The 12272-nt window shown below is 72.7% G+C and carries 10 protein-coding genes; 7 read left to right on the forward strand and 3 right to left on the reverse strand.

Features of this window, described 5'->3' with window-relative positions; translation table 11 throughout:
* Positions 1-9: 9 nt before the first annotated feature.
* The 6 genes from ACFWWU_RS27320 to ACFWWU_RS27345 all read left to right on the forward strand — a co-directional run bounded on the left by ACFWWU_RS27320 (position 10) and on the right by ACFWWU_RS27345 (position 7156).
* On the forward strand, positions 10-1869 hold the full coding sequence (locus ACFWWU_RS27320) for a PQQ-binding-like beta-propeller repeat protein (RefSeq protein ID WP_384148744.1): 1860 nt from the start codon (positions 10-12) through the stop codon (positions 1867-1869).
* 234 nt (positions 1870-2103) lie between these two features.
* The gene (locus ACFWWU_RS27325) at positions 2104-2790 is read left to right on the forward strand and encodes a response regulator transcription factor (protein ID WP_384148954.1); all 687 of its coding nucleotides are present in this window, start codon (positions 2104-2106) and stop codon (positions 2788-2790) included.
* A 120-nt stretch (positions 2791-2910) separates the two neighbouring features.
* Complete coding sequence (gene galT, locus ACFWWU_RS27330; protein WP_384148746.1) at positions 2911-3957, forward strand: galactose-1-phosphate uridylyltransferase; 1047 nt, start codon at positions 2911-2913, stop codon at positions 3955-3957.
* On the forward strand, positions 3954-4952 hold the full coding sequence (gene galE / locus ACFWWU_RS27335) for a UDP-glucose 4-epimerase GalE (RefSeq protein ID WP_384148748.1): 999 nt from the start codon (positions 3954-3956) through the stop codon (positions 4950-4952). Before galT ends, galE begins: the two co-directional genes overlap by 4 nt.
* The gene (gene galK, locus ACFWWU_RS27340; protein ID WP_384148750.1) at positions 4949-6088 is read left to right on the forward strand and encodes a galactokinase; all 1140 of its coding nucleotides are present in this window, start codon (positions 4949-4951) and stop codon (positions 6086-6088) included. The genes galE and galK overlap by 4 nt, the downstream gene beginning before the upstream one ends.
* 258 nt (positions 6089-6346) lie before the next feature.
* The gene (locus tag ACFWWU_RS27345) at positions 6347-7156 is read left to right on the forward strand and encodes a LuxR C-terminal-related transcriptional regulator (RefSeq protein ID WP_384148752.1); all 810 of its coding nucleotides are present in this window, start codon (positions 6347-6349) and stop codon (positions 7154-7156) included.
* Here ACFWWU_RS27345 and ACFWWU_RS27350 read toward each other — a convergent pair.
* Positions 7115-7612, reverse strand: a complete 498-nt coding sequence (locus ACFWWU_RS27350) for a MarR family winged helix-turn-helix transcriptional regulator (RefSeq protein ID WP_024754861.1) — start codon at positions 7610-7612, stop codon at positions 7115-7117. The two genes, ACFWWU_RS27345 and ACFWWU_RS27350, sit on opposite strands and share 42 nt — an antisense overlap.
* 162 nt (positions 7613-7774) lie before the next feature.
* On the opposite strand from ACFWWU_RS27350, the gene ACFWWU_RS27355 reads away from it, so the two are divergent.
* Entirely contained in the window at positions 7775-8608 is an 834-nt protein-coding gene (locus tag ACFWWU_RS27355) for a trans-aconitate 2-methyltransferase (protein ID WP_384148754.1), read from the forward strand.
* A gap of 88 nt (positions 8609-8696) precedes the next feature.
* Here ACFWWU_RS27355 and ACFWWU_RS27360 read toward each other — a convergent pair whose 3' ends face one another.
* Together ACFWWU_RS27360 and ACFWWU_RS27365 are read right to left on the reverse strand one after the other, a co-directional pair.
* Complete coding sequence (locus ACFWWU_RS27360; RefSeq protein WP_384148756.1) at positions 8697-10409, reverse strand: FG-GAP-like repeat-containing protein; 1713 nt, start codon at positions 10407-10409, stop codon at positions 8697-8699.
* Between the two features lie 69 nt (positions 10410-10478).
* Positions 10479-12164 (reverse strand): FG-GAP repeat domain-containing protein, encoded by a 1686-nt coding sequence (locus tag ACFWWU_RS27365; RefSeq protein WP_384148758.1) that lies wholly within the window; start codon positions 12162-12164, stop codon positions 10479-10481.
* Between the last annotated feature and the right edge of the window lie 108 nt (positions 12165-12272).

Genomic DNA, 12272 nt, shown 5'->3' on the forward strand with positions numbered 1-12272 from the left:
TTCGGACCGATGACGCAGCCACCCCCGCCCCCGCCGAACCAGCCCCCGGATCCCCAGGGCGGCTTCGGCGCCCCCACGCCCCCGCAGCAGCCGCCGGGTTACGGCTACCCCCTGGGGACACCTCCCGGGTCACAGGGCCCAGGGGGACAGCCGCCGGCCCCGCAGCCGGAGCCCGGCTACGGCTATCCGCAGCAGCCGGAGCCCGGTTACGGGTACCCGCAGCAGCAGCCGCCGACGGCTCCGCAGCAGTCCCCGTACGGCTACCCGACGCCCCCGCAGCAGCCGGGCCAGCAGCCGGTCCCGCCCCCGTACGGCTACCCGGCCCAGCCGCAGCAGCCCTACGGCGGCTACCCGCAGACCGCCCCGGTCCCGGCCGTGGCGCCCGGCGGCAGGAAGCTGTCGGCGCAGCTCCAGATCGTGATCGCGGCGGCCGTCGCCGTCGTCCTGATCGTCGGTGTCGGCATCTGGTACGCCAACTCCGGGAGCGGCGACGACAAGAACCCCGTCAGCTCGGCCGGCACCTCGCAGGGCTCCGGCGGACAGACCGGCGGGTCCGACGCCTCGAACGGTCTGGGGGGCGACGGCAAGGAGAAGGCCCCGGCGGTCACCCAGTCGCGGGAAGTCTTCCGCATCGGTCTGCCGAAGGTCCCCGACACCACCGACGTCTCCGGTTCCTGGACCACCGACAAGGCGTTCGTGAAGACCGGCGTGAACTCCGTCGTCGGCTACGACCGCGACAAGGGCACGGTCCTGTGGACGCTTCCGCTGACCGGACAGGTCTGCGGCGCGTCCCGGCACATGACCGCCGACCACAAGGTGGCCATCCTCTTCGAGTCCACCAAGCGGGTGGCGCCGCGCTACTACCAGCCCTGCACCGAGGTCGGCATGGTCGACCTCGGCACCGGGAAGCTGCTGTGGTCGAGCTCCGTCACCGGCGGTTCCGCGGGTGACGCGAAGGCCCGGTTCAGCGAGGTCACGCTCAGCGGGCAGACGGTCGCGGCCGGCGGCACCGACGGAGGCGCGGCCTTCGACGCCGCCAACGGCAACCCGCGCTGGAAGCCGCAGGCCAACGACCAGGACTGCTTCGACCTGGGCTACGGCGGCGGCGCGGGCCTCGTCGCGGTCCGCAAGTGCGGTCCGTACGAGAGCCAGTACGTGCTGATCCAGAACCTCAACCCGACCACGGGCGCCCCGCTCTCGCAGTACAAGATGCCGACCGGTGTGAAGTACGCGTCGGTCGTCTCCACCAAGCCGCTGGTCGTCGCGGCCGACGTCGGCGACAGCGCCGGTGACGGCAGCGGCATCTCGGACTTCTTCTCCATCGACGAGAAGACCGGCAAGCTGAAGGCGAAGATCACGGCGGACGCCGACCAGTACGGGGCCCGCTGCCGTTCGACCAAGGTCGAGTCCTGCACGCAGGCACTCGTCGGCAACGGCCGGCTCTACGTACCGACCGAGGAGCACGAGGGCTCCACCGGCGAGTACGGGGACGAGACGAACGAGATCATCGCCTTCGACCTGGCCACGGGCAGGACGGTGCCGGAGAAGGCGGACGCGGGCGACACGTACACGCTGGTCCCGCTGCGCATGGACGGCGGCGACCTGATCGCGTACAAGGTTCCCCCGTACGACAAGGGCGGCCGGGTCGTGTCCATCAACGGCGGCACGATGAAGGAGACCATCCTCCTGGAGAACCCGTCGGAGAAGTCGACGCGGGAGACGGAGCGGAGCTTCGGCGTGACCGGCAGCGAGTACCTCTACGCCGACGGCCGCTTCTTCGTCTCGAAGACGTACGTCAGCAAGACCCGTGACGGCGGCTCCTCGGCCACCGGGGAGTACCTCGCCGTCTCGTACGGCACCAAGGGCTGACAGTCGCGGACAGATACGGGAACGGGCCCCTCCGGTACGCCGGAGGGGCCCGTTTCGTCGGTCGGCCCGAGACCGAGGAGTCGTCGATCGGGTGGTGACGGCCCGTCGACAGCGCGAGGTGACGGCCCGTCGACCGGCGAAACGGGGTTGGGTCGACATGGGGTGGGGAGCGTGTACCTTGCCGGGTCTGGCCTGCCGGGTGACGGTGGGCCCGGAGGATGGGGGATGACCGGGATGGGCGTACGCCTCGTGGTGGTCGACGACCACCGACTGCTCGCCGAGGCGTTGGCCTCGGCGCTGAAGCTGCGCGGGCACCGGGTGCTCGCGGCGGCGGCGCCGGTGGCCGGGGCGGCGGAGCTCGTGGTGGCCCGGGCGCCGGAGGTGTGCCTGCTGGGCACCGCCGCCCCGGCCGAGCCGGGCGCCTTCGACGTGATCGCCCGGATCAAGCGGGAGCGGCCGCAGGTGGCCGTGGTGGTGCTGGGTCCCGTGCCGTCGCCGCGCGGGATCGCGGCGGCCTTCGCGGCCGGGGCCTCGGGGTACGTCCGGCACGACGAGCGCATCGAGGGCGTCGAGCGCGCGCTCGTGAAGGCCCGGGCGGGGGAGACGGCGGTGGCGCCGCAGCTGCTCCAGGCGGCCTTCGCGGAGCTGCTCAACCCGGCGGTGCGGCAGGACGACGAGGGGCAGCGGCTGCTGCGGCTGCTCACCCAGCGGGAGGTGGAGGTCCTCGTCCGGGTCGCGGAGGGGGAGGACACCCGGCTGATCGCGGCGGGGATGCGGATCGCGCCGAGCACGGCGCGGACGCATGTGCAGCGGGTCCTGATGAAGCTGGGCGTGGGTTCGCGTCTGGAGGCGGCGGCGCTCGCGGCCCGCACGGGACTCCTCGACCGGGCGGTGCCGGTCCAGCGGGGCACCTCTTCGTAATCCTTCGAGCAGTCGTCCGTCGGTGCCTGTGCGCGGGCGGCGGGCTTCGGCATTGACGGTGATGTGCGAATGTGATTCTTTGTGCGTGGTTCTGTTTGATCCCGCCCGGAGGGCACCCCCGTGAAGAAGACCGTCACCACGCTCGCCGACGGGCGCGAGCTCATCTACTACGACGCGCGCGACGACGCCGCCCGCGACGCCGTCGACCCGCGCCCCCTCACCCCCGTCGTCTCCCGCTCCGAGATCCGGTACGACGAGCTCACCGGCGACCCCGTCGCCATCGCCTCGCACCGCCAGGCCCGCACCTACCAGCCGCCGGCCGACGCCTGCCCGCTCTGCCCCGGCGGGGACGGGCACGAGAGCGAGATCCCCGCCGCGGGTTACGAGGTGGCGGTCTTCGAGAACCGCTTCCCCTCCCTCTCCGGCGGCTTCGGCCGCTGCGAGGTCGTCTGCTTCACCGACGACCACACCGCCTCCTTCGCCGACCTCACCGAGGAGCAGGCCCGGCTCGTCCTCGACGCCTGGACCGACCGGACCGCCGAGCTCTCCGCGCTGCCCGGCATCAAGCAGGTCTACTGCTTCGAGAACCGCGGCCAGGAGATCGGCGTCACCCTGCCCCACTCGCACGGCCAGATCTACGCCTTCCCGTACGTCACGCCCCGCACGGCCCGGATGCGGAGCCGGCTCGACGAGCACCGGGCGGCGACCGGACGGAACCTCTTCGACGACGTCGTCGCCCGCGAGCGGACCGACGGCGAGCGGGTCGTCCTGGAGACCGAGCACTGGATCGCCTTCGTGCCGTACGCGGCCCACTGGCCGTACGAGGTGCACCTGTACCCCACGCGCCGGGTGCCCGACCTGCTCGCCCTCGACGAGGCCGCCCGCACAGAGTTCGCACAGGTCTACCTGGAACTCTTGAGGCGCTTCGACCGGCTCTTCGGCCCGGACGAGCCGCCGACGCCCTACATCGCCGCCTGGCACCAGGCGCCGTTCACGGACGAGCGGCGCGAGGACTTCGGACTGCACCTGGAGCTTTTCAGCGTCCGACGGGCCTCTGGCAAGCTGAAGTTCCTCGCGGGCACCGAGTCCGGCATGGGCGCGTTCATGAACGACGTACGGCCGGAGGACGCGGCCCGACGCATCCGAGAGGTGGCGACCAACAGGTGAGCACGGAAACGAAGAAGTACCTGGTGACGGGCGGGGCCGGGTACGTGGGCAGCGTCGTCGCCGCCCACCTCCTGGAGCGGGGCCACCGGGTCACCGTCCTCGACGACCTCTCCACCGGCTTCGCCGAAGGCGTCCCGGAGGGCGCCGAGTTCATCGAGGGCCGGATCCAGGACGCCGCGAAGTGGCTGGACTCCGGCTACGACGGCGTCCTGCACTTCGCCGCCTTCTCCCAGGTCGGCGAGTCCGTAGCCAAGCCCGAGAAGTACTGGGAGAACAACGTCGGCGGCACCATGGCCCTGCTCGCCGCCATGCGCGCGGCCGGGGTCCGCAAGCTCGTCTTCTCCTCCACCGCCGCGACCTACGGCGAGCCCGAGTCCGTCCCGATCACCGAGTCCGCGCCGACCGCGCCCACCAGCCCGTACGGGGCGAGCAAGCTGGCCGTCGACCACATGATCGGCGGAGAGTGCGCCGCGCACGCCCTGGCCGCCGTCTCGCTGCGCTACTTCAACGTGGCCGGGGCGTACGGAGCGCTCGGCGAGCGCCACGCGCCCGAGTCGCACCTGATCCCGCTCGTCCTCCAGGTCGCCCTGGGCGAGCGCGAGGCCATCTCCGTGTACGGCGAGGACTACCCGACCGCGGACGGCACCTGCGTCCGCGACTACATCCACGTCGCCGACCTCGCCGAGGCCCACGTCCTGGCGCTCGACGCCATGACGGCGGGCGCCGTGCCGACGGGCGAGCATCTCGTCTGCAACCTCGGCAACGGCAACGGCTTCTCCGTCCGCGAGGTCGTCGAGACCGTACGGAAGGTCACCGGCCACCCGATCCCCGAGGTCACCGCCGCCCGCCGTCCCGGCGACCCGGCCGCCCTGGTCGCCTCCGCCGCGGCCGCGCGCGACCGGCTCGGCTGGACGCCGTCCCGCCCGGACCTGGCGGACGTCGTCGCCGACGCCTGGGCCTTCGCCCGGCACCGCGCGGGGGAGGGGCGTTCATGAGCGTCGCCGCCGGCTTCGAGGCGCTGTACGGCGCCGCCCCCGACGGAGTGTGGGCCGCCCCGGGGCGGGTCAACCTCATCGGTGAGTACACCGACTTCAACGACGGCTTCGTGCTGCCGCTCGCGCTGCCGCACACCGCCGTCGCCGCCGTCTCCCGCCGGGACGACGGCATCCTCCGCCTGCACTCCGCCGACATCGACGGCGGGATCGTCCAGCTGGCGGTCGAGGACCTGGAGCCGCTCTCCGGCGGCGGCTGGGCGGCCTACCCGGCCGGTGTCGTCTGGGCGCTGCGGGAGGCCGGGCACCCGGTGACGGGCGCGGACGTCCACCTCGCCTCGACCGTGCCGACGGGCGCGGGGCTCTCCTCCTCGGCGGCCCTGGAGGTCGTCACGGCGCTCGCCCTGAACGACCTCTTCGGCCTCGGGCTCTCCCGGCCCGAGCTCGCACGGCTCGCCCAGCGCGCGGAGAACGCCTTCGTCGGCGTCCCCTGCGGCGTCATGGACCAGATGGCCTCCGCCTGCGCGGAGGAGGGGCACGCCCTCCATCTGGACACCCGTGACCTCTCGTACCGTCAGGTCCCCTTCGACCTGGCTCGCGAGGGGCTGCGGCTGCTCGTCGTCGACACCCGCGTGAAGCACGCGCTCGGGGACGGCGCGTACGCGGAGCGGCGCGCCGGTTGCGAAGCGGGTGCGCGGGCGCTCGGCGTGCGGGCCCTGCGCGATGTGCGCGCCGCGCACCTACCCGAATCCCTCGCACTCCTGAGCGACGAGACGGTTCTGCGCTATGTCCGGCACGTCGTCACGGACAACGCCCGGGTGGAGCGCGTGATCGCGTACCTCGACGCCGGGGACCCCCGGGCCGTCGGACCGGTCCTCACCGAGGGGCACGCCTCCCTCCGGGACGACCTGCGCGTCTCCTGCCCCGAGCTGGACCTCGTCGTCGTGGCGGCGAACGCGGCCGGGGCACTCGGTGCCCGCATGACCGGCGGCGGCTTCGGCGGATCGGCCGTCGTCCTCGTCGAGTCCGACCGGGCGGAGGCCGTCTCCGCCGCCGTCGAGAAGGCCTTCGCCGAGGCCGGGTACGCGGCTCCCGGGATCTTCCCGGCCGTCCCCGCGGAGGGCGCGCGCCGCCTCTGAACCCGGCCGTGTGTACGGGCGATCCGGCCATACGTACGGACGACTTCGCACAGTTCCGCCAAACGGCCCCCACCGCGACGCCCCGCCCCTACCCTGAGGGGCAGCGCCGGTGGGGGCCGGTGCTGTTCAGGGGTCGAGACCTGCCGGGTACGGCGCCGCTAGCGGGGTAGTCAACGCACGGCGGCGGCCGAGCGACGGACGGACCCGCCTCCGGCGCCGTGCCCGCGCCGGTCCGTTCCTCGACACTTGGGGGTGTCCGTGGCACGTATCCGGGTCCTGGTGGTGGACGACCACCGCATCTTCGCCGAGTCGCTCGCCGCCGCTCTCGCGGCGGAGCCCGACGTCGACGTCTCCGCCGCGGGCAGCGGCCCGGCCGCCTTGCGCTGTCTGGACCGCGGGATCGCGGAGGGGCGCAGGTTCGACGTTCTGCTCGTCGACGCCGAGCTGGGAGCGGGTCCCGCGGCGGCGGCCGCCGCGCGCGCGGTGCCGGACCACGCGGAGCCGGTCGTCGACGGGATCTCCCTGGTCGCGGGCGTGCGCCGGGCCCAGCCCGCCGTCCGTACCGTCGTCCTCGCCGAGAAGGACGACCCGCGCAGGGCGGCGCTCGCGCTCCAGGCAGGGGCTTCGGGTTGGGTGGCGAAGGACTGCTCGCTCCAGCGTCTCCTCGCGGTGGTCCGGGGGGTGTTGCGGGACGAGACGCATCTGCCGCCCGCGCTGCTCACGGGGGTCCTGCGGGAGCTGACGGCGGCCCGCAAGCACCGTTCGGACAGCGAGCGGCTCGTGGAGTCGCTGACGCCGCGCGAGCGCGAGGTGCTGCGCTGCATGGTCGCGGGCCTGGGCCGCAAGGCGGTCGCCGAGCGGCTCTTCCTCTCCCCGCACACCGTCCGTACGCACATGCAGAACGTGCTGGGGAAGCTGGGCGTGCACTCGACCCTGGCGGCGGTGGCGCTGGCCCGCCGCGCGGGCGTCGGCCCGGCGCCGCTGGACGCGGAGGGGCTACCCGCCCAGGCCCTGCCGGCTCAGGCGCTACCCGGGGACGTTGTCGAACGGGGCGGTCAGCCGGCGTAGCAGCGCGGCCAGTTCGCCGCGCTGGGCGCGGGAGAGCTGGGCCAGGATGGCGCGCTCCTGGGCGAGGAGCCCGGCGAGCGCCTCGTCGGCGCGGTCGCGGCCCTCGGGGGTGAGCCGGACGAGGACGCCGCGCCGGTCGCTGGGGTCGGGGAGCCGCTCGACCAGGCCCTTCTTGGTGAGCCGGTCGATGCGGTTGGTCATGGTGCCCGAGGTGACCAGAGTCTGTGTCAGGAGCTGGCCGGGGGAGAGCTGGTAGGGCGCGCCGGCCCGGCGGAGCGAGGTGAGGACGTCGAACTCCCAGGGCTCCAGCTGGTGCTCGGAGAAGGCGAGCCGACGGGCGCGGTCGAGGTGCCGGGCGAGCCGCGAGACGCGGCTGAGCACCTCGAGCGGTTCCACGTCGAGGTCGGGGCGCTCGCGGCGCCATGCTGCGACCAGTCGGTCGACCTCGTCCTCCATGGCGATCAGTGTAGAGGGTCTGTTGACATAAAGTCTCTTGTATTCGAGTTTCTCGATATCAAGAATCTTGGTTACGAGATATATTTCACTGGAGTGTGGGGAAGGGACCGGCCGGAACACCATTCCGTTTCGGTCACTCGTTCCAGCAAGGGGGCTTCGAACATGCATTCCGTGGAATCCGCCGCACCAACTTGGGATCCGCAGCAGTACCTCCGTCACTCCGGCCACCGCACCCGGCCCTTTCTCGACATGCTCGCCCGAATACCACGCCTCCCGGCCCAGGGCCGGCCGGCCCGCATCGCCGACCTCGGCTGCGGCCCCGGGAACATGACGGCGCTCCTCGCCGACCACTGGGCAGACGCCCACATCACCGGCTTCGACCTCTCACCCGACATGCTGGAGCGCGCCGAGAAGGACTGGTCCGGCACCACCCGGGGCGGCGGCTGGCTCGACTTCCGGCCCGCCGACGCCGCGCACTGGACCCCCGCCGAGCCGTACGACCTGATCGTCTCCAGCGCGGCCCTCCAGTGGGTGCCCAACCACCCCGAGTCCTTCGCCGCGTGGATCGACGGCCTCCGCCCCGGCGGCACCCTCGCCTTCCAGGTGCCCGCCAACTTCACCTCGCCCAGCCACGCCCTGCTCGGCGAACTCTGCGACACCCCCGAGTGGCGCTCCCGCCTCGGCGACCAGGGCCGCCGCTTCGTCCACATCCTCGACGCGGCCGAGTACCTCACCCGGCTCACCGACCTCGGCTGCGAGACCGACGTCTGGGAGACCACCTACTCCCGGCTCCTCCAGGGCGAGGACCCCGTCCTCGACTGGGTGATGGGCACGGCGCTGCGGCCCGTCCTCACGACCCTGGGCGACGACCAGCAGGCGGTCGACGCGTTCCTCGCGCAGTACCGCGCCCGGCTCCGGCAGGCCTACCCGCCGGGCCCGCACGGCACGGTCTTCCCGTTCCGCCGCGTCTTCGCCGTCGCACGCAAGCCGGCGTGAGTGCCGTGACGCACGGGCGCTTAACCACGGGCGCCCCGCACCGGAGAGCCGGTGCGGGGCGCCCGTGTCCTACGGACGGACCACCGGCCTAGTACAGGCCGTCGTACGTCTGGTAGCCGTGGCCGATCTCCACCCGGGGGGTGAGGGTGGCACGGGTGCCCGTGCCCAGGTACCGGTAGAGGTCACCCGCGGAGTTCACCGCCAGCAGGTCGGCCTTGCCGTCGCCGCTCATGTCGCCGGGCGCCACCAGCTTGTTGTACGTGCCCCAGCCCCCGCCGAGGCTCACGCGCCCGGCGAACGGCGTGGTCGCGGAGCCTGTGCCCCGGTACAGCCAGAGGGTGCCGGCGCCGTCGCGGGCCAGCAGGTCCGCCCGGCCGTCGCCGGAGAAGTCGCCCGCGCCCAGGACGCGGTTGTAACCGCTCCAGCCGTCACCGACCCGGATCCGGGAGCCCACGGCCGTGCCCTTGCCGTTGCCGGGGTACAGGTAGAGGACACCGGAACGGTCCCGGGCGACCAGGTCGCCCTTGCCGTCGCCGGTCAGGTCACCGGGGCCGGCGATGAGGTTGTAGATCTGCCAGCCGCCGCCGAGGTCGGTCTCGTTGTTGCTGACCAGGCGGCCTTGGTAGACCTCCAGGAAGTCGGCGAGCGGGCCGGGGTCCAGCGCGGAGACGAACGAGAGGTTCGCCCCGGCGAAGGCGCCGGTGTTGCTCGCCTGCCGGCGGGCGTCGAGCCTGCCGCTGTTCCGGTGGCGGTACTCGAAGAGCGTCCCGGCCTTGTCACGGGCGAGGAACCCGCGCTTGCCGTTCGTGGGGATGTTGCCCGCCGCGCCGAACTGGTCGACGTCGAGCCAGCTGCCGGAGAGCTTCGCCGGCGCCGAGTACGAGCCGTTGCCGAGGCCGCTGTAGGCCCAGAGGGCGCCGGCGCCGTCCCGGGCGAGCAGGTCGGCCTTGCCGTCGCCGTTGCGGTCGTCGGGGGCGAGGAGCTGGTTGTACGTGTTCCAGCCCTTGCCGAGCTCCCTGCGGGGCTTGAACGGCGACCTCGGGTCGCCGGTGCTCCCGTAGAAGTACAGCCGGCCGTCCGTGGTGCGGGCCACGACGTCGCCGCGGCCGTCGCCGCTGTTGTCGCCGATGCCCACGAGCTGGTCGTAGACGCCCCAGCCGGGGCCGATCTTCACCCGCCCGGCGAACGGCGCCGTCGCCGTGCCGGTCCAGCGGTAGTAGTAGAGGTCGCCGTTGTGCTGGCGGGCCAGCAGGTCGGCCTTGCCGTCGCCGCTGATGTCACCGGGCGAGAAGACCTTGTTGTAGAGGGTCCAGCCCTTGCCCGACCAGGTGATCGAGCCGCCGGTCGCGGTCGACTCCGAGTACAGCCGGAGCACGCCGTCCTCGGAGAGCGAGAGCAGCTCGGGCTTGCCCGTGCCGTTCTGGTCGCCGAGCGGAACGAGGTCGAAGCCCAGTGAGGAGCCTGCGGTCTCGAACACGGTGGCGGCCGAGCCGTTGGACGGCGCGACGAACGTCCAGCCGGTCCACCTGCGGTGGACCAGATCGGTCTTGCCGTCCCCGGTCACGTCGAAGCGGGGCCGCACGACGGCCGTCGCCGCGGCGGCGCGGGCCGTGCCCGACTCGACGGCCGGCTGCGTCATGTCCAGCTTCGGGGTCGACGTGTCAGCGGTCTGCGGCCGCTCCACGACGGGCCGGGAGCCGGTCTCGGCCACGGCGGGCGTGGCCAGCACCATGCCGGCGGACAGGGCGAGCGCCGTGCACGTGGTGACACGACGGGCACGCCCGAAGAATGCGGAACGCAAGAATCCCCCTGGGATCGAAACGGCCCGCACCAGAGCTCCGGTGCGGGCCGGTCACGAACGGCGAAGCCGTTACGACATGGTGTTGTAGGCCTGGAAGCCGTGGCCGATATTGGCGCGCGTCGAGAACTTCGACGGGCTGGTGTTCAGGTAGCGGTACAGGTCGCCGCCCGAGGTCACACCGAGCAGGTCGGCCTTGCCGTCGGCGTTCATGTCGCCGGGGGCGACCAGCTGCTTGTACGTGTTCCAGCCGCCGCCGATCTCCACGCGGGTCTTGAACGGCGTGGTGGCGTTGCCGGTGCCCGGGTACAGGTACAGGACGCCGCCCGTGGTGCGGGCCAGCAGGTCCGTCCGGCCGTCACCGGTGTAGTCGCCCGCCCCGAGGATCTTGTTGTACGCGCCCCAGCCGCTGCCGACCCGGACGCGGCCGGAGAAGGCGTCGCCCTTGCCGTTGCCGCGGTACAGGTAGAGGACACCGGAACGGTCCCGGGCGAGCAGGTCGGCCTTGCCGTCGCCGCTCAGGTCGCCGGGGCCCACGAGGGTGTTGTAGGCGCCCCAGCCGTAGCCGATGGGGTTGCCTTCGATCCAGAGCTCGCCGTCGTCGAAGACGATGGCGAGGTCGGAGAAGCCGTCCGAGTTCACCGAGGACAGGTGGGAGTAGTTCAGCCCGGCCCAGCTACCCGGCTCGTCGAGGATCTGGCGCGCCCCCAGCTTGCCGGTGGTGGTGTTGCCGTACCAGTACAGCGACCCGCCGGAGGTGCCCGCCATGACACCCTCCTTGCCCGTGTACGGGAGGCTGCCGGAGTTGGCGAACTGCGCGATGCCCGCCCAGGCGCCCACGGTGCCGAGCTGCTGGCGCCCGCCCAGGGTGCCGTTGCCGTTGGCGGGGTAGTAGAAGGCCGTGCCCGCGTTGTCCCGGGCCACCAGGTCGCCGCCGCCGACGGGCAGGATCTGGTTGTAGGCGTTCCAGCCGCCGCCGATGGCCTTGCGGACGCCGAACGGCTTGGTCTTGTCGCCCGTGCCGGCGTACCACCACAGCGTGCCGGAGGTGTCGCGGGCGTACAGGTCGGCGCGGCCGTCGCCGTTGCCGTCGCCGAGGCCCACGAGCTGGTCGTAGGCGTTCCAGCCGCCGCCGACGCTGATACGGCCGCCGAGCGGCGCGGCCAGGTTGCCGGTGGCCAGGTACAGGTAGAGCGCGCCGTCCTGGGTGCGGGCGACCACGTCGGCCCGGCCGTCGCCGTTCACGTCACCGGGCGAGACGATCTTGTTGTAGGTCTGCCAGCCGCCGCCCACGACGTGCTCGTACGGCGTGCCCGTCGCGTCGGCGTCCTTGTACAGGGTCAGGGTGCCGTTCTCGGAGAGGACGAGCACCTCGGGCTGGGTCTCGCCGCCCTGGTTGCCGATCGGGATGACGTCCTTCGCGACGTCGTCGACGCGGAACAGCTCGAAGGGGTCCTCGGACAGGTCCGTGTAGAGCTGGCCGTCCAGGGCACGGAAGATGAGGTCCTCGATGCCGTCCCCGTCCAGGTCGGAGAGCAGCGGGGAGGTGGCCTCGGCAGCGGCGATGCCGGCGCGGGAACCGTCGTGCTTCGGAAGCGTCAGCTTCGGCGGCGTGAAGGACGGCGCCTTCTTCTCGACCGACGGGCGCGGCGCCGGAGTGTCGGCGGAGGCCGTGCTCGTGAGGAGCATGCCCGCGGAGAGGGCGAGAGCGGTGCAGGCGGTGACGCGGCCGGCACGCTTGGAGCGCAGGAAGAACAAAGAGATCCCCCCAGGGAATCAGAGGTTCGAAGGAACCAAACAGGGGGGCTCGTACAGGCATCGAACGGCGTCAGCGCAGGCCGGTGGCGCGCGGAGACGGCTTCGTTC

Source organism: Streptomyces sp. NPDC058650 (assembly GCF_042717315.1).
Lineage (GTDB): Bacteria > Actinomycetota > Actinomycetes > Streptomycetales > Streptomycetaceae > Streptomyces.